Genomic DNA, 16,896 nt, shown 5'->3' with positions numbered 1-16,896 from the left:
TTGCGGCTCGTCGGCGGGGGTGTCGCTTCGAAAGGCGTGCACGGATGGCGCCGACGGCACCGCTACGGGATGGCGCGGGCGGTGCGCTCGAGGTCGGACACCGGCTGTTCGCGCTGGGTGGCGATCGCCGCGCCGGCCGCGGCGCAGACTACGACGATGGCGACCTGCTGCTGCAGAAGCAGGGTCTCTCCGAGCACCAGCACGCCGAAGACCGCCGCGACGACCGGACCGAAGCTCGTGATGATCGCGTAGAGCCGCGGGGTGATCCGACGCAGGATGAAGGTGTCGAGCGTGTACGGGAACGCCGAGGACAGCACGCCCACGGCGACGAGAAGGCCGATCACGCCCCAGTTCAGCTTCGAGTAATCCACGGTGACCAGCGCCAGCGGAACGAGCAGCACCAGGCTGACCAGGCTGGCGATGGTGATGCCCTCCAGGCCAGGCAGCTGGGTGGCCACCCGGCGGGTGAGCAGGATGTAGGCGGCCCAGGCGGCCGCGGCGGTGAGCGCCAAGGCGATGCCGAACGGGTCGAGTGTGCCATCCGACCAGGTGAGCAGGAACACCCCGCCGGCGGCAGCGGCCGCGCAGACGAAGTCGAGTGCTCGGCGGGACGCGGCCAGCGCCACGGCGAACGGGCCGAGGAACTCGATGGTCGCGGCCACGCCCAGACCGAGCCGGTCGACCGACTCGTAGAAGGTGAGGTTCATCACCGCGAGCACAACGCCCAGCATCAGTGCCGGCCACAGCCTTGCCCAGGTGAAGGTGACGAACTTGGGCCGGTAGAACGGCAGCACGGTGATCGCCATCACGAGCTGGCGCACCGCCACGACGACGGGCGAGCCGACCACGGGGATGAGTAGCCCAGCCAACGACGAGCCGTAGTTGATCGTCACCTCGGTGACGAGTTGGGCTCCGGCGCCGGTGAGGCGGTCACGCTTGGCTGTCACTATTCTCCCCCGCCGACCGGATGCGGCACTCCGACGACACTACCGGCCAGCCACCGCAGGCTGGCCGCGCGGTTCGGCAGGTCAGCTGCGCCGGTAGCCCAACCGACCAACGGCGGCCGGGTCGTCCTCGATCTCGGCGACCCCGTCGAAGACCGCATCGGCCGGGTAGACCAGCAGCGGCACGCCCGCCACCACCTGGATGGTGACGTCAACCGTCTGACCGGGGTCGGTGATGTAGCAGCGCATCTCGAAGAACTCCCCCAACGGCTTGCCCGAGGTCACGGCGTCGTTGAGGTAGCTCACGAGGGCGTCAGCAAAGCGGTCCGAGACGGTGAAGCTTCTGCCGTAGTAGTCAATGCGTTTCATGTCTGGAACTCTACCGAGCCTCGCTGCATCCGGGCAGATGCCACCTTCGGAGTCGTCAGTGGAACACCGACCGGGCCACCGCCGTGACCTCCACGGGCAGGCCATCGGGTACGAACAGGGTGAACACGGGCGGACGCCACCAGGCCTGCAGGGTGATCGTGGCGCTCTGGCCGTCCGCCGTGTCGGCGCGGGCCAGCACGAAGTTGTCGATCCCCGGCTGCTCCGCGGCGGCCAGGTACGCCGTCGCCGCGGCCCGGATCTCGCCGGTCGTCAGGGCCGCATGCAGTTCACCGGCCTCTATCGCGACCGAGTCGAGGGTGAACGATTCCGCCGCGGCGAGCGCCGCCCCATCCGCCAGCGTGAACAGCTTTTTGCGCTCGAGGTAGAGGCTCGTAGCGGCGACCACGATCAGCACCACCAGCAGCGCCAGAAAGCCGTAAAAGATGGTGATCAGCAGGGTTGAACCGTCCTCGCCCCGGGTGCTGCGGCCGATGCCGACGCCGGCCCTGTGCGCCATCGCGGTCACCCCTCGTGCCAGAATCTGGACACCGTCTGGGTGGCCGACGATTGCAGCGGGATGCTGCCGCCGTGCGACTGGGTGATGACGGCGGGCACAAAGGGCAGATCGACGACCACCCGCACCGTCACCGTCACCACGCTGCGACGTGACAGACACACGGCGGACCCCGGGCAGGTGATGCTCACCTCGGCGGCGGCCGCGTCGATGCCGTAGTCGGCCAGCCCCACCAACACGGCACGCTCGGCGCGGGCCTCAGCGGCGCCGGCAGTGGGCGCCTGAACGTACACCCGGGCCGCCTGCCGGGCCGCACCCTCCACCGCGAACGCACCGCCCTGCACCACGGACATCGTCAGGACCAGGTAGACCAGCGGCACCAGCAAAATCAGCCCGGCGGTGATGAACTCGAGCGAGGCTGACCCGCGCTCGCCGGTCGGTAGCCACCATCGGTCACTCGGTTTCCAACCCCTCCACGGCCGCATGTCCCCTCACCTCCAGGCCACGGTCCACACCCAACAGACCGAACATCGGCAGCGGGGCCACCACCCGCACCTGCACGCCGGTCTGCCCGGCGACATCGGCGTACCTGGCCGTGACATCGGCGGCGTAGACCGGTCCGAGCGCCGCCGTGATCAGGTCGCGGCTGCGTTCGGCGCCCTGCTCGAGGCCGCTGTCGGCCAGCGCGGCGTATCGGGCGCCTTCCGCTGCCGCATCCAGCACGGTGTTGCGGATGTGCAGGGCGAGCGCGAGCTGCAGGACCGCCAACGTGAGAGCGGTGAGCAGCGCCGAAACCATGACGAATTCCGCCACCGCCGTGCCACGCTCGGCGTCGCCTTGCGCACACCGCCACCTGCGGATCATGTCGGTATCAGGGCATCCGCTAGATGCCGCTGACCCGCTCGATGGCCTGCTCGAAGATGCCGCTGAGCGCGGGTCCGGCCAGACCCCAGATGATCATGACCAGCCCGGCTGTCATCAGGGTGATCAACACCCAGCCCGGTACGTCACCCCTCTCGTCGTGCAGACCAATGCGGATACGGTTCTGAAACTGGGTGGTGAGGCTCACGGTGTCCTGCTTTCTCTCGGTGGTGCACGGATGGAGCGGGGCGGTGCAGCTGGAACGGTGTCGGTCGGGGACGTCTAAAAACCGGCCTGCAGCACGAACAAGCCGGGAAAAATCGCAAAAAGTATGGTCATCGGCAGGATCAGGAACACCAGCGGCACCATCATCGCCACCTCTTTTTTGCCCGCCGCCTCGAGCAGATGCCGTTTGGATTCCTCCCGGCCGTCCTGGGCCTGGGCCCGCAGCACGTCGGCGAGCGGAGAGCCGCGGTCGATCGCCCCGACGACCTGGTCCACGAACCGGGTCAGTGACATGAGACGCATCCGGGTGGACAGCTCGGTCAGCGCCGTGCTGAGCGACACTCCGGCGTGAACGTCACCGATCACCCCGGCGAATTCGCGGGACAACTCCCCCGAGGTACTGCGGGAGACGCGGCGCAATGCATCGAGGATGCCCTCACCGGCCGCGAGGGACAGGGTGAGGAACTCCAGGATGGTGGGCAGCTCGCTGTCGATCCGGGCCAGGCGTGCCGTCGCCGCCCGTTTCAACAGGGTGTCCCGCAGCAGCACCCCCGCTCCGGCCGCGACGACGGGCGCCGCGACCTGCACGATCAGCGGCCAGCTACGGCCCGACGGCGTGCCGAGGGCGAACAGCAGCGCGCCGGCGGCGCCGATCAGCGCCCACGCCAGTTGCTCGGACCGGAAGGCGTCGACGGTTCGGGAGGAGCCCGATTGCGCAAGACGACGCTCGAGGATGTCGGCGCCGCCGAGCGCATTGGCAAGGGCCTGCGCGAGGGTCTCGAACACCGGCGAGAACAGGGTGCCCAGCACCGGGATCGGGTCGACGGAGCGGCGGCCCACGAAGACCCGGGCCTCGGCCGACACGTCGAGCAGGTAGGGCGCCAACCGGTTCGCGAGCCGGGGCCGGCTCAGCCGCGGGGTGAGGCTCACCAGCGACCAGAGTCCGATGCCGAGCACCGACCCGAAGAAGGCACCCCAGGCGAGCGCCGTCACTGGAACCACCGGCGTTCCTCGGGCAGCCGCCCCACGATGAGCATCACCCGGTAGGCCAGCACCGATACGGTGAGACCGCCCAGGATGACGACGGTTCCGGCCGGGGTGTTGAAGGCCTGGGCCGCCTCCGGACGGCTGCTGATCAGCACCAGAACGATCCACGGTGCGGCCACGCCCAGCCGGGCGGCGTTCACCACCCAGGACTGTTTGGCCTCGACCTCGGCGCGCACCGCGGCATCCTGCCGCAACCAGCTCGACAGGCTGCGAAGCACCACGGTGAGGTCGCTGCCGCCCACGTCCCGTGCCATCCGCAACGTCTCGATCAAGCGGTCGGCGAACGGGTCGGCGAGGGAGGCTTTGAGCGTGTCAGCGCTGTAGCCGAAGTTGCCGGTGGCCCGGTACTCTCGCTCGAACTCGGCGAACGCCGTGCGGGTGACCACCGGCCCGGCCTGCGCCAGGCTGCTCACGGCATCGGGCAGGGCCAGCCCCGACCGCACGGCGGAGACCAGGTGGTCGACCACATCGGGCCAGACCGTGCGGTTCAACCGCCGCCTGGCCCTGGCCCGCCACAGCACGATGAGGGAGGGCAACACCAGCCAGACCACACCGACGACCAGGGTGAGCGCTCGCACACCAAGCACCGCCTCGGCGAGCGCGGCGGAAGCCACCGCGAGCACCGCAGACAGCGCGGCGAACACCGGCACCGGCACCGACCCGAAGCCGGCCTGCGCGAGCCGGGCCCGCCAGCCCGACACCAGCCGGCCGCTGCGGGACGCACCATCGGTGGCCGGCCAGAGCAGCGGTGAGCTCAGCAGAAGCAGCCCGGCACCGAGCAGGCTGCCCAGAACCAGGGTCATGCCGCTCCCCTCCGCAGCACCTCGGCCGGGTCGAGACCTGCGGCCCGGAACTTGGCGAGCTTGGTGGGGAATCCGCCGGTGTGTTCCAGCACCCCGTTCTTCATGAGGAACAGCGGGCTGGCTTCGATGGTGGAGCCGGTCAGCTGACCGCTCGGTGCGATGATCTCGGTTACCCGGCGGCGCCCGTGCCGGTCCATCTCACAGTGCAGCACGATGTCGATACAGCCCGCCACGGTGGGCAGCACAAACGAGGAGTCGATGTTGCGCCCGGCCAGCAACGGCAGGGTCGACAGCTTCGCGAGGGCGTCCCTGGCGCTGTTGGCGTGGATCGAGCACATGCCGGGTAGCCCGCTGTTCAGCGCGATGAGCAGGTCCAGGCTCTCCGCCTCACGCACCTCACCCACAACGAGCCTGTCCGGCCGCATCCGCAGTGATTCCTTGATCAGCCGGCGCAGGGTGATCTCGCCCGCACCCTCCAGACTGGGCTGCCGGCACTGCATGGCCACGACATCACGCGCGCCGACGCTCAGTTCAAAGGTCTCCTCCACCGTGATGATGCGTTCGGTGCGACGCGTGGCCGACAGAAGCGCGTTGAGCATGGTGGTCTTTCCGGTCTGGGTGGCCCCGGAGACGAGGATGTTCTGCCCGCCACGCACGCACACCCGCATGAACTCCGCGGCCGGCTGGGTGAGCGCGCCCAGCGCCACGAGCTGGGTGAGGTCCCGGATGCGCCGGGTGAACTTGCGGATGTTGACCGACCAGTATCGCTGGGTGATGTCAGGGATCACCACGTGCAGTCTGGAGCCGTCGGGCAAGGACGCATCCACGAACGGTGAGGACAGGTCGACCCGCCGGCCGGACGCCTGCAACATCCGCTCAACCAGGTCGCGCACCTCCCGCTCGGTGAGCACCATCGGGGTCAGCTCTGGCACACCGTCACGGGCGACGAAAACCCGGCTGGGCGAGTTGATCCAGAACTCACATAGTGTGTTTGTCTGTGCTGGTGTGTGACTGTCTGCCTTGTAATTCCGGGCTTCTGAGCGTCGTGGGCAACTGTGAAAGTTGGTCCTTCGCAGGGACTCTTGCGGACTTCCTGCGGACTCGACCGGCGGGGACTACTCTCGCTCCATGGATGACCTCGATACTCCGAACTGTCCCGCGTGCCTATTGCCGATGAGGGCCGGTGAGCGCGCATGGGAGTGCCAGGAATGTGGCGTACGCCGGATGTGATTTATCCACACCATAAGGTTCCGGACGAGTATTCAAAGCGTTGGAACGAACAAAACACGACAAACGTGTTGAGTTATCCACAGGCCTGAGCAACGGAAAGCCCAGATCAGACGGAAATAGCAGACTTATTGGCTCGTCGCCGCTGCGCGAGAAATAAGAAAGCCGTGGGGATGCCGGATAATAGAAGACATAGGCGCTCGCCTTAATATGAAAAACACGCCCAGCATCACCGGGCGTGTTAGTCATGTAACTCTCTCAAAAAACCACGGACTCTGAAATCGGCAAAATTTCAGGCCGGAAAGGCACCCCCATGTTCACACCTACCAAGAGGTCTATCCATGAGTTCGTTTAGTTGTTACAACCGCACAAGTGCACAGTGCAACAATACAACAATGTTGTCCATATGGACACATAACGTGTCACAGCTAATCGCAACACTAATCACAAAGTTGTTTACAACGTCAATCACAGCGCTGGTCACAACGTCAATCACAACTTCACTTCTCGATAAAACAGTGCACGCGATTGTGCAAGGGTCGCTTACATCGCTCCGCGGTGTAGCCATGGCTATCTACCGCCAGTCCTATGAACTGTGCGTGTGGTTAAAGGGCGGGGCAGTTTCTGTGTGGAGCGGGCGTCCGAGTTCAAACGCAGTGCGGATGGCGCTTGACATGTGCCGCTCGGTCGTGAGCATCCTCAATGGTGTCCATAGCTTGAATAGCGCCACCGCGTAGGACGGAGCCCTCGCCTTAATCCCTAAGGCGGGGGCTTTTCCGCGCCTCAAACGGCTTTTGGGGGTACCCCCCGACCCGCACGTGCGGTCAACTAGGGGAATGAGCCAAACATTCGAAGAGATTCAGACCGTAATCATCAAGGAACTAAAGGCGATCGAGCCATCTACCGATTCCTGGGCTGACAGAACCCCCAATTGGGCGAGGCTAGCAGCGGCGAAGATCGCCCTTATTGCGGGCGATTCTCCTATTGTTTTTATAGACCACGACTTTGAAATACGAGAACCATCAGAGCCCAAGACCGTCGTCGCGTTCACCGACGACGTACTGATACTCCTCACCTTCGGATCTGAGAGTACCTGCGCGCCCTCACCCTCGACTCACCCATGCGAGTGAAGGTCACTCTTGACTATTCAGGCCCCACTTTGACACTGCCGTTCTTTGGCGGCAGCAATGCCCACGTCGAAAACCTCAGGCGCCTCGTGCCTTCGCTCGCCTGCGACCTAAGGCCGAGCAGACCGCGGTAAGCACTCCAACTAGGCAGTGGCGAGCCCTTCGCGCGACAGACCTTGGTCGTGCGCCGCTGGCGGGGCGATAGCCTCGGCGTATGCACTCAGCAATTGCGCCAATTCCCATTGACCTAATACCGTCATGGCTCGACGTTCTAGCAGTCTGGGCGACAGTCGGAGCGGCCCTGGTGGCTGCGGTCACCGGGGTCTTGATCTGGTTGCAGATCCTCCAGACCAAGCGCAGTGTGGACGCGACCGAGCAGACACTCACCTTGGCAAGGGAGGAGCAAGAGCAGAACCGCGAACTAATCGCAAATGCCCGCAAGTCGCGAATAGATGCAGAACTACCAAAAATTCTCGTCTGGATTCACACCCAGACACGCAAGGCACACGACCTGGGAGTGAGAAGTGCCTCCGGGGCTCCCAGACCGCTGACCGAATTGCCCGCTGGCAAAATTTGGTCGCTACCTGACGACGGCGCTTCGGAGTTGTTCATTAGCCTCACTGTGGCGGTGAGCAACGACGGCCCCCGCAGAGCAAGAGTTACCCTCGCCACCAGCAACAACTCATTTCTGCTCAGCGAGAATGAACAGGTCATCTCGGTGGGCGAGGAAACCTTGATTGAGGTGAGGCGCAAATACACGATTGAGGATTGGGCGGCGATGTCATCCGAAGTCGGGACACGCTCGATCCAGGACGTCCTGACGCTAACGTACGTTCACCAAGGAACTGAAGGCGCAATCGAACGATGGGTAGTCAGGCAAAGCGGCTCTCCGCTGGTGCCCGTCCCTGGAAGGCAAAATTGCTGGCAGTTGGGACCGTTTGCTGCTAGACGCGGTCCTCTGACCAGTCTGACCGCTGAAGTGGAGATGCCACACCGTGACTACTACTCATCCATGTCGGACTTGACTGTTCTCGTTTGACCCCGCCTAAGTAGTTCCACGACCATTCCGAAATTGTTCCGCGCTCCACGGGTCCACAGCGGCGTCATCTTCGACCGCCAACGGCTCCTGTAACTCCTGGATGAACAAGTCGTAATCGTCCAACACCGCAGGGGCAGGCGCAATCAAGCTACCCATCACGTACACAAGCTGCTTCGCGAGTGGCGCTATTGCTTGCCGAGAAGTGAGACTGTCAATCTCACGTGCCAGGGCGCGAGCCAGGGCGCGCTGCGTGCCGACACCCGGCCCGGCGAGCGCGGCGAGATCCCCGATAACCTCAGCCTCGATAGGCCCAATGTCTGGGAGGTCCGCCGGGTCTAACCCCGCTTTTCCGGAGACCCTCGCCGCCGTCAAGACACGCTCGTTGCCGGCCTTGCGCGCCCGCTCGCGCAAGTCAGCGGCCCTTTTCGTGTTCGCGGCCTTGCACACCGGGCACGCCTTGCCCAGGTTAGCCAATTCCCACCGATAGCGACCGTCCGAGCCGTGCGGAGATCGGCCCGTGTAACGCGGCCTCTCAGTAGACACCATGGTTATCCCCTTGATTTCGCCGCGAGAGAGAAAACGGAACAGAGGGCGGTCTACCGTGTGACCACTTCTCTAAAAAAATGTGCCGGCTAGCGCTCATTGTGTGTTGCCCCTCCGGTTTTCGTGGCCGTCTGACGTTGCTTAGGTCTCTCATGCGTTTACTCATGGCGTCGAGGTGTTTCGCATGCGATGCGTGTGTGTGTTGCCCGTGTTGCGTCGTGACTCGTAGTGGTGCGCGTGGTGTCTCAGCGTCTGCACTGCATTGTGCCTGTGACCGTGAGCCATCGTCATCGTGTGTGTCCTCGTCGTGGCGTCTACCGTGGCGCCGTGGTGTGGCGGGCGGGGTGCGGGGTGGCGGGTAACAGGTGGTGGGCTACCTGGTGGGGGTGCAGATGGGGGGGGGCTGGCAAGAGGTTGGACCCCCGACCTGCCGCTGAGTGTGACGGTAGGTCGAGGGTCCTGTGCGCAGGTAGGTCTACGGGCAAATGTCTGAATCCCTCGCTACCTTCCGTTCCCAGTGCAGATGGTTGTCTACCTGTCTGCGGGAGTGGTTGACGCGGCATTTCGCAAGATCACGTTGCGGAGTGGGCGAACCACTTGATCGCACCAGTGGTATCGATCAGGTCGCCGTCCAGTCGGGCGAGGCCGCGGAACGTCACCAGGTCGCGGTCAAAGGCGAACTCGTCGGAACGCTCGAACCGGATCGCACCGACCTGGCGAACCCAGTACTTCGAGATGTCGCCGTACAGGATGCTCTTCGCGTTCGCACCAGCGGCGGGCATTGCTTCATCAACGAAAACGGGCCGGCCCAGGATGGTACCGGCGGACCCGGAGCCGGGCACGATGTCAGCGGAGAAGATGTAACGCCCGGTGGAGTCACGGAGCTTCTTCACAATCTGCAACGTGCTCTGTCGCATGAGCCACGCGGCGGACTCCGAGCGAGCATAGGGACCGGCGAGCGAGCCCTGCAGGTCGATCAGGAGGTCAGCACCCTGACCGACAGTGGTCTGCGAACCGAGCGAGGTAGCCGTGCCGGTGGGGCCGGTGACACCGAGCGTTGCGCCCGTCAGGATGCCATTGGGCTGGCCGGTTCCGGTGCCCGAAATGGCGTGCGCGCCGAAGGCGTTTCCGATAGCGAGGCCGGACTGCTCAGCGAGGAATCCCAGCAGGTCGAAGTTTGCGTCGGCTGCGAGTTCGTAGGAAACCTGCACCAGGAAGCCGTACTTGTACGCGTCAAGCTGCGCGGAGCCCAGAGTCGGGTCAGAGGTGGGAATCGTCGCACCCTCAGCGATAAGCGAGGCGGTGGAAAACGCCGTGGTCTTGGGGACCTTCAGCGGCTCACCGGTCGGAGTCTGGATGACCGTTGCGCCCGCGGCGAGGATCGAAGACGACGCCACGAGGTGACGCTGCAACTGAGACCAGAAGCTGGTCGCAACGAGCCCGCCGCCGCTGGTCGTCGCAAGCGCTCGGCCCTCAATGCCAGGGCGGAACCCGGAGCGCATCTCGTCGGAACGCTGCGTGATTTCAAACGGAGCGAGGGACCGCTGCGCGATTGTCTGACGGAACTTCTCATCGATTTCGATGTCAGTCCGAGACAGGCTGCGGTAGGTGTTTCCGCCGTGAAGCTGTCGGAGGGAAGCATCCGCCGCGAGCGCGCTACGTTCTCCCGATTCGAGTTCATCGATACGGTTGGCGAGATCCTTGGCATCAGCCATATGAGCGTCGAATGACCGTTCTTCGGCGGTGGTGAGGCTCCGGTTCGCCGCCTTGGCTTTAGTCAAGATTTCTTCGGCCGCGTCACAAGCATCGCGCTTCATGGACTTGGCCCGGTCGATTGCTACTGCATTGCTCAAAGTTGTTCTGCTCCCTGGGTAGGAAAGTGAAACGTCTGCCCTTCAAGCTGAACTTGGTCAGCCCGCGAGCCTTGCGGCTCCCGGTTCACTTATCGATTTGTGATGTATTGCTGTAATTCCTCGGTGCTGATCTGCCAGCGATTCCCGACGCGTTCGGCTTTCAACGTCCCGCGGGATATCGCCTTACGGATGCCCCGGTCTGTTACCCGAGCCCGTTCGGCTGCCTCGGTTGTGCTGAGGTAGATCAAGGTTCGCTCAGGTTCCGGCATTGCACCAAAGGTTGTACCGAGTGCGGTACCCGGTGCGGAACTGTAGAGGGTCGCGACGTGGCGGAGTGCGCTGATCGAATTGAACACCTCTGTATCCGTTGGGTACCGGGAGAGGATCGCATCGAGGGCTCCTGACCGGAGGAGCATCACCGCGGCACGCGGCGGGATCAACACCACCAGACCGTTCTCCCCGGCGATGTAGCCGGAAGCCTCACGGATCACTCGGGCTCACCCTTGTCTAGCTCGCGCTCAATCTCGGCGGCGAGGTCTTCGCCACCATCCAGCAACCGGCGCTCGATGATGTGGCCTTGGATATCGGTCGTCGCCGCCGCGGCATCGTGTATGAATTCGAGGTTCAATTCAAACGCCGCCAAATACAGCTCGCGCAGGATCGAGGCGTGAGCCTGGGCGGGGATAGTTTCGAGGAATCCGGCCAGGAGTTCGCGCCTGGCCTTCGGTGTCGGCTGCGCGGCGAGCGCCGTTGTGAGTGGGCCGGATACTGCATCAAAGATGTTGCTCATGATCTGTTCCAATCGTTGAGGCCGTCAGAGCGAATCTGAGGCAGGTTCATGTTCGGCGAGTCCGTCGGACTCGGGAGCGCGCCTGTCGCGCCACAGGCCGCGTCCAAGGCGGGGGAAGTGAGGTTCTGCGCCTGAGCCCGCGCCTCACGATGAGCTAGTGAGGTCTTCCCGCAGATCCCAATGGCGCGGGATGCGGGATGCCACAACTCCTGAGTGCAACCCGGCACGGCGCAAATCAGATCAGCGACGCGGACCGGCGCGACAGGGGTGGTGACTCTCTCGGGCTCACGCACCCAAGCGTCAGCGGAGTTGACCGGAAGATCTTCGGGAGGAGCCACTGTGCGGATAGGCGAGACATTGCGCCGTATCGGTCTGCGCCTAGGCATGCTCCACCTCGAAACCGCCAGCTACTGACCTCACGTGAATCTCTGAGATCGTCCCCAGCAGGTTTTGAACTTCTTGCTCTGCGAAACGGATGCCAATAGGAGATCTCACAGAGCAAGAAATCCTTATCGACGCGCGTCGAATCCTCGCAGAGGTTCGACTCACTGTTAATTGACTTATCTCTAACTGGTCTATAACTACTAGTGCGCAGATTCCGCACCCATGCGGGTGCAGATTCCGCACGTATATGGGCGCAGATTCCGCACCCATATGGGCGCAGATTCCGCACGCGGTTTTTCGACAAGGGGGTGAGGTGGGTGCAGAATCTGCACCTATTTCTTGTTCCAGCGTTGCCACTCGGCGTCCTCCGCCCGGTAGATCTCGGGCACGTGCAGCACGTACCGACTTCGAAGGTGCTGAGCACCGACTGAGGCCGTGAATTTCTCTCTGGATAGCGCGCCGAACTCTTCCAAGAGGGCAAGGTTCGTTTCCGTCGCCCGTTTGCTTTGACCCGTCTCCCGCGCCAGAGTCTCCACAGTCGGAAAGGCGTATCCCCTCTGGGCGTTTTCGAAGTCGGCCAGCCGAGCGAGTGTGGCCACGGGACCCGCCTTTAGTTTCAGTATCCGACCGTCTGGGGCCGTCAGCGTTGTTACCGCCCAAGCCCACTTTCTCGCTGAAATCGTCAAGATTCACCGTCGCCCCCTGCCGTTGTCACGTACGTGCCAACCGGTCGGTAATCGCTCCACGTCTGTCGGTAGAGCCCCACTCCGGCGAAGTCCCATACGCTCACGAAATGGTGACCCAAGTGACCGGTGTGCAGAGCACACGTGACCCCGTCTCCATCATTGGCGGGGCATAGCTTCGGGCATTCAGGGGCGTTGTTAGAATCGCTCATGATCGGTCCTTTTGTAGAGTGCCTGATTGAAACGGCCCCCGTGACGCCCTGCCAGGCAGCGGGGGTTTTCTTTGTGCTCATTTCTCCTCGTCGGAAAACGCGGCCTCAATGTACGCTTCGACGTCCGACTCACGGAACATTCGACGACCCGCGATTTTTCCCGACTTTGGCGCGGTGCCGTTGTGAATCAGCCAGCGCATTTGATTCGGGGTCTTTCGCAGCATGGCCGCCGCCTCTTCGAGGGTGAGTAGCTGGTGCATTCGGATTGTCCTTTCGGGTCACAACGCCTCGGGGGTGAGCGCGTTATATTTCATTGTTTCATACAACATCCGCTCTCGGGGATCAACAGCTAACAAAATGTTGTACAGTCTTCTCATGGCGAACAACAAGACACCACGCGACTACCCCTGGGAGGCCAACTTCCGGGAGCAAATGCGCCGACGACGCGAGGCCCAGGGCATGACCCAAACCGACCTAGCTCGAGGCCTGAGCCGGAAGGGACTGCCGTTCCACCAGCAGACCATTCAGCGCATTGAGAGCGGCGAGCGGCCCATCCGCCTCGATGAGGCATACCTGATCGCGAACAAGCTCGAAACGCCAATGGACACAATGCTTTCCGCCCCCGATACCGAGTTCGGCGAAATTAGAGACGCAGTCGAACGCATCAGGCGGGAAGTGTCCGGGGAGCTGAACGGCGGGATCATCGACGTTTTTGACGAGTGGCAAGGGCACCTGAGCGCCCTCGACGTGGCATTTGAGGCTTTGCTCGCTCGCGCGGCCGGCGAAGCCACCGCCGAGGTGCGTTGGGCCGCGGCTTGGCTCATCAAGGCCGTTCGAGTAGACGACGCATTGCGAGCCCTCTTCAAGTCAATGCATTGCTTGGCCGGAGACGTCGTCGAAACTGGCACAGACGGAATCGCCGATCATCGCCGCCCGTTATTGGCCGCAGATTACGCGCTCTGGCAAGGCCTCCAACCCGATCAGAATCCCGTGCACCTGGCAGATCTGGATCCGGGCGCGTTCGAATTGGCCTCCCCGGAAGCGGCGGCGTCAGTAGTGGTTCAATACGTCACGGCCTCCCTGTCGGAATTCGAGGAGAGTGAGCATGTCCAGCATCAAACGGCGCGATAACGGCTCATGGCGCGCCCGATACCGCGACGATGCAGGCAAAGAGCACGCCCGGCACTTCGACCGCAAGATCGACGGTCAGCGATGGCTAGATGAGGTCACGGCAGGAAGGGTCACCGGAACCTACGTCAGCCCTGCCGCGGGAAAGGTCACACTGAGGGCGTTCTATCTCGTCTGGGCAGAGCGCCAGATTTGGGAGACAGGCACGCGGCGGGCAATGGACCTTGCGGTGCGGTCATGCACCTTCGAGGGTATCGAGCTTCGAGCCCTGAAACGCTCACACGTCGAGTCCTGGGTGAAGTCAATGTCGAACGCCGGGCTGGCACCCCTCACCATTCACGGTCGCGTGCGCAACGTGCGCTCGGTGTTGCGCGCCGCCGTCAGGGATCGAGCGCTCAGCGCTGACCCCTCCGAGGGCGTCTCACTCCCCCGCAAACGTCGTGCCGACATGGCTATGGACATTCCCGCCCCCGAAGACGTGAGACGGCTCTACGAGGCCGCTGAGGACTGGTTCAAGCCCGTCGTGGCCCTTGCGGCCTTCGCGGGCCTCAGGCTTGGCGAGTTGAACGGCCTACAGCTCGCAGACATCGATTTTTTGCCTCGCTCGATCTCCGTGATACGTCAGGTGCAACGCACTCCCGGCATGGCGCTAGAGATCCGGCCTCCCAAGTACGGGTCCGAGCGGGTCATTCCGGTGCCGGATTCGCTCTTGCTGATCCTCTCGCGGCACGTTGAACAGGTCGGCGTTTACGGCGATGCTGGGTGGCTACTGCCAGGGCGTGACGGCGGGCCTATCTGGCCGCGAACTATCGCGTATCACTGGGACCGCTTGACCGCCAAAGTAGGGTTGAAGGGCGTTCGGCTTCACGACCTCCGCCACTTTTACGCATCGGGCCTGATCGCTTCCGGGTGTGACGTGGTGACCGTGCAGCGCGCCTTAGGACACCGGTCCGCATCCGTGACGCTAAACACGTACAGCCACCTCTGGCCGAACGCCGATGACCGCACCCGCTCAGCGTCTCAGGCACTGATGGCGGGCGCGTTGTCGTTTACTGCGGACTCCCTGCGGACTGCGGACGTCTAGCCCCCGCAATTCCAACGATCTGAGACCCTTCGGCGAGATGATCCAGATCTCCTCGATGTCGGGGTCGTCGAGGAACGGTTGCAGGGCACCGAACCCGGTGAGCGCGGCGACCACCTCTCTGCTGGCCTGGAACTCATCGGTGAGCAACGGCAGTGATCCGCCGAGGGCCCGTTCGCTGTACCGGCGCACCTCGTCGCGCACGTATTGGTCGGCGAGGGCGTCGTCGGCGGCCAGGTCGACGCCGTCGCGGCGCACGCGCAGCCGCACCTGCTCGGTGATGATGCGCACGGCCTCGGTCATGAAGGAATCCTGCTGCACAACCGGGCACGCGCGTGCGAGTTATCCACAGCCTGACCGGACGGGTGACCGTTCCACCACTCCGGCGCAGAACCAGGGCACTCTAGACTGGAGCCTCACTCGCGGGAGTGGTGAAATTGGTATACACGCAGGTTTTAGGTACCTGTGCTTTCGAGCGTGAGGGTTCAAGTCCCTTCTCCCGCACCGACGGGCTCCGGCTGTCGGCACTCAGATGCCGTCCGGCTCCGCTGTAACCGAGAATTCTCTTCGATGCTGGCCACCCTGAATACGCTGTGGTTAGGATTGCCTTACTCGTCTCCCAGCAGATCGGTTCTCATGACCGCGACCCCCAGCTCTCCACAGCGCCCCCAGGACCAGCAACAGAATCTGGCCGACTACCTTCGCGCCAGCTCGAGCACTCAGCACCGCGATACCGAAACGCGGTCCTTCATCACCGAACTGATGAGCGGTGCGCTCTCGCTCGCGGACTACACCCGGTACCTCGGGCAGTACGCCTGGGTCTATGAGGCTCTCGAGCAGCTCGTCGACCGGGTATCCCAGGTCGACCGCATCGACGTCTTCGACCCCGCCCTCGACCGGCTGCCCGCCATCGAAAGCGACCTCGCCGCGCTGGGCGTCGACGACTGGCGCCGCGAGCATCCGCCGCTACCGGCGACGACCGAGTACATCGCCCACTTGCAGTCCCTCACCAGTGCCGACAGGGTGCGCTGCCTGGCCCACCATTACACCCGCTACCTCGGTGACCTGTCGGGCGGCCAGGCCATCGCGGCTCTCGTGGCCCGGTACTACGGTGCCGCGCCCGAACAGCTGGGCTTCTACAGGTTCGATGCGATCAACAACATCGTGCAATACAAGCGTGCCTACCGCGATCGGCTGAATGCCATGTCGCTTGCACCGGCCGAGGTGAACGCCCTCGTCGCGGAGGTCGATGCCGCGTTCACCTACAACGGCGCCGTTTTCGACGGGTTGGCGCGCTAACCGATGGTCCGCGCCGCGGCCCTGGACGGCCAGCTCAGCGACTTCCTCTCCAGCGCGGGAGTCGTGGTGTTCTACCTGCTCGTCTGGGCCCTCGTGTTCGCCGGCACTGCCCTGTTCCTGGGGGTGTTCATCCCGTTCGTCACCGGTGACTCGCTCCTGTTCGGCGCCGGCCTGGTGGCAGCGTCCACGACCAACCTGAACATCGTGGTGCTCGCCGTCGGCGTCGGGATCGCCGCGTTCCTCGGCGACCAGGTGGGCTTCCTGCTCGGTCGACGATACGGTCGCGGCTACCTCGACAAACGCGGTGGCCGGCGCACCCAATTGGCAATTGTGAAGACCGAGTCCTTCTACCTCAAGTACGGCTGGTGGGCGGTGGTCGTGGCGCGTTTCATGCCGTGGGCACGGGTTTTCGTACCCGTCGTTGCCGGAGTCGGCCGCATGAACTACTACAAATTCCTCTCCAGCAACATCGTCGGAGCCCTGGCTTGGGGTGTGGGCATCACCCTGACGGGCTACTACGCCGCAGCGATCCCCGGAGTGAAGAGCGCGGCCTACATCATCGCGGGTTTCTTCATCACGGCGTCGATAGTTTTCGGCCTGCGCACCTGGTTCGCCGATCGTGCCCAGATGCGCCTCGACGCCCGCACGAGCACCGGATCTCACAACACATTGGGGGGTTAGCCCACCCCTTCATCAGGCCTTCAGATGCCAGAACGCGCTAACCTGTAGCGACGCAAGCGATCACCGCCGACTGGCCGATCTAGCCG

21 protein-coding genes and 1 tRNA gene are annotated in these 16,896 nt (G+C 63.8%); 7 read left to right on the top strand and 15 right to left on the bottom strand.

Translation table 11 applies throughout. From position 1 onward, the window contains the following. Window positions 1-62: 62 nt before the first annotated feature. From E3T19_RS18055 to E3T19_RS18015, 9 genes are all read right to left on the bottom strand, one after another. Entirely contained in the window at window positions 63-947 is an 885-nt protein-coding gene (locus tag E3T19_RS18055; protein ID WP_240632403.1) for a DMT family transporter, read from the bottom strand. A gap of 81 nt (window positions 948-1,028) precedes the next feature. Continuing rightward, window positions 1,029-1,313, bottom strand: coding sequence for a hypothetical protein (locus tag E3T19_RS18050; protein WP_088455573.1), 285 nt, complete (start codon window positions 1,311-1,313; stop codon window positions 1,029-1,031). A 55-nt stretch (window positions 1,314-1,368) separates the two neighbouring features. Then, entirely contained in the window at window positions 1,369-1,830 is a 462-nt protein-coding gene (locus tag E3T19_RS18045) for a pilus assembly protein TadG-related protein (protein WP_134409502.1), read from the bottom strand. 5 nt (window positions 1,831-1,835) lie between these two features. Next, on the bottom strand, window positions 1,836-2,312 hold the full coding sequence (locus E3T19_RS18040) for a hypothetical protein (protein WP_088455571.1): 477 nt from the start codon (window positions 2,310-2,312) through the stop codon (window positions 1,836-1,838). Next, window positions 2,281-2,640: a TadE/TadG family type IV pilus assembly protein gene (locus E3T19_RS18035; RefSeq protein ID WP_370028230.1), complete on the bottom strand. Its 360-nt coding sequence runs from the start codon at window positions 2,638-2,640 to the stop codon at window positions 2,281-2,283. The genes E3T19_RS18040 and E3T19_RS18035 overlap by 32 nt, the downstream gene beginning before the upstream one ends. Window positions 2,641-2,710: 70 nt before the next feature. Further along, window positions 2,711-2,896 (bottom strand): hypothetical protein, encoded by a 186-nt coding sequence (locus tag E3T19_RS18030; protein WP_088455569.1) that lies wholly within the window; start codon window positions 2,894-2,896, stop codon window positions 2,711-2,713. 74 nt (window positions 2,897-2,970) lie between these two features. Continuing rightward, window positions 2,971-3,915, bottom strand: coding sequence for a type II secretion system F family protein (locus E3T19_RS18025; protein ID WP_240632402.1), 945 nt, complete (start codon window positions 3,913-3,915; stop codon window positions 2,971-2,973). Further along, window positions 3,903-4,763, bottom strand: a complete 861-nt coding sequence (locus E3T19_RS18020) for a type II secretion system F family protein (RefSeq protein ID WP_088455567.1) — start codon at window positions 4,761-4,763, stop codon at window positions 3,903-3,905. The genes E3T19_RS18025 and E3T19_RS18020 overlap by 13 nt, the downstream gene beginning before the upstream one ends. After that, complete coding sequence (locus E3T19_RS18015; RefSeq protein WP_134409501.1) at window positions 4,760-5,839, bottom strand: CpaF family protein; 1,080 nt, start codon at window positions 5,837-5,839, stop codon at window positions 4,760-4,762. The genes E3T19_RS18020 and E3T19_RS18015 overlap by 4 nt, the downstream gene beginning before the upstream one ends. Window positions 5,840-6,826: 987 nt before the next feature. Between E3T19_RS18015 and E3T19_RS18010 the strand changes: the two genes are divergently transcribed. Together E3T19_RS18010 and E3T19_RS18005 are read left to right on the top strand one after the other, a co-directional pair. Beyond that, window positions 6,827-7,120 carry a hypothetical protein gene (locus E3T19_RS18010; RefSeq protein ID WP_134409500.1) on the top strand — a complete coding sequence of 98 codons (294 nt, stop codon included), beginning with the start codon at window positions 6,827-6,829 and terminating at the stop codon, window positions 7,118-7,120. 211 nt (window positions 7,121-7,331) lie between these two features. Further along, window positions 7,332-8,156, top strand: coding sequence for a hypothetical protein (locus E3T19_RS18005; RefSeq protein WP_134409499.1), 825 nt, complete (start codon window positions 7,332-7,334; stop codon window positions 8,154-8,156). Window positions 8,157-9,271: 1,115 nt separating this feature from the next. Here the strand turns inward: E3T19_RS18005 and E3T19_RS18000 are convergent. From E3T19_RS18000 to E3T19_RS17980, 5 genes are all read right to left on the bottom strand, one after another. Next, entirely contained in the window at window positions 9,272-10,516 is a 1,245-nt protein-coding gene (locus E3T19_RS18000; RefSeq protein ID WP_241980357.1) for a phage major capsid protein, read from the bottom strand. 125 nt (window positions 10,517-10,641) lie between these two features. Continuing rightward, entirely contained in the window at window positions 10,642-11,043 is a 402-nt protein-coding gene (locus tag E3T19_RS17995; protein ID WP_134409497.1) for a helix-turn-helix domain-containing protein, read from the bottom strand. Then, window positions 11,040-11,342: a hypothetical protein gene (locus E3T19_RS17990; RefSeq protein WP_134409496.1), complete on the bottom strand. Its 303-nt coding sequence runs from the start codon at window positions 11,340-11,342 to the stop codon at window positions 11,040-11,042. Before E3T19_RS17990 ends, E3T19_RS17995 begins: the two co-directional genes overlap by 4 nt. Before the next feature lie 716 nt (window positions 11,343-12,058). Beyond that, complete coding sequence (locus E3T19_RS17985) at window positions 12,059-12,325, bottom strand: helix-turn-helix domain-containing protein (RefSeq protein ID WP_166788921.1); 267 nt, start codon at window positions 12,323-12,325, stop codon at window positions 12,059-12,061. A 373-nt stretch (window positions 12,326-12,698) separates the two neighbouring features. Then, window positions 12,699-12,881 carry a helix-turn-helix domain-containing protein gene (locus E3T19_RS17980; protein ID WP_134409494.1) on the bottom strand — a complete coding sequence of 61 codons (183 nt, stop codon included), beginning with the start codon at window positions 12,879-12,881 and terminating at the stop codon, window positions 12,699-12,701. Between the two features lie 115 nt (window positions 12,882-12,996). On the opposite strand from E3T19_RS17980, the gene E3T19_RS17975 reads away from it, so the two are divergent. After that, a complete protein-coding gene (locus E3T19_RS17975; protein WP_166788920.1) occupies window positions 12,997-13,752 on the top strand; it encodes a helix-turn-helix transcriptional regulator in 756 nt (251 codons plus the stop codon). After that, complete coding sequence (locus tag E3T19_RS17970) at window positions 13,727-14,833, top strand: tyrosine-type recombinase/integrase (RefSeq protein WP_134409492.1); 1,107 nt, start codon at window positions 13,727-13,729, stop codon at window positions 14,831-14,833. The genes E3T19_RS17975 and E3T19_RS17970 overlap by 26 nt, the downstream gene beginning before the upstream one ends. On the opposite strand, the gene E3T19_RS17965 is transcribed toward E3T19_RS17970, so the two are convergent. After that, complete coding sequence (locus E3T19_RS17965; RefSeq protein ID WP_134409491.1) at window positions 14,762-15,133, bottom strand: hypothetical protein; 372 nt, start codon at window positions 15,131-15,133, stop codon at window positions 14,762-14,764. The genes E3T19_RS17970 and E3T19_RS17965 overlap by 72 nt on opposite strands. Before the next feature lie 119 nt (window positions 15,134-15,252). On the opposite strand from E3T19_RS17965, the gene E3T19_RS17960 reads away from it, so the two are divergent. From E3T19_RS17960 to E3T19_RS17950, 3 genes are all read left to right on the top strand, one after another. Further along, a tRNA-Leu gene (locus tag E3T19_RS17960) sits at window positions 15,253-15,334 on the top strand. Between the two features lie 132 nt (window positions 15,335-15,466). Next, the gene (locus E3T19_RS17955; RefSeq protein ID WP_165788009.1) at window positions 15,467-16,129 is read left to right on the top strand and encodes a heme oxygenase (biliverdin-producing); all 663 of its coding nucleotides are present in this window, start codon (window positions 15,467-15,469) and stop codon (window positions 16,127-16,129) included. Window positions 16,130-16,132: 3 nt separating this feature from the next. After that, window positions 16,133-16,810: a DedA family protein gene (locus tag E3T19_RS17950; protein ID WP_174776258.1), complete on the top strand. Its 678-nt coding sequence runs from the start codon at window positions 16,133-16,135 to the stop codon at window positions 16,808-16,810. The last annotated feature ends 86 nt before the right edge of the window (window positions 16,811-16,896 follow it).

Origin of the sequence: Cryobacterium sp. TMT4-31 (assembly GCF_004403385.1) — a bacterium.
In the GTDB taxonomy this organism is placed as follows: domain Bacteria; phylum Actinomycetota; class Actinomycetes; order Actinomycetales; family Microbacteriaceae; genus Cryobacterium; species Cryobacterium zongtaii.
The sequence above is the reverse complement of the archived record's forward strand: the minus strand, read 5'-3'. Positions and strand labels throughout refer to the sequence as shown.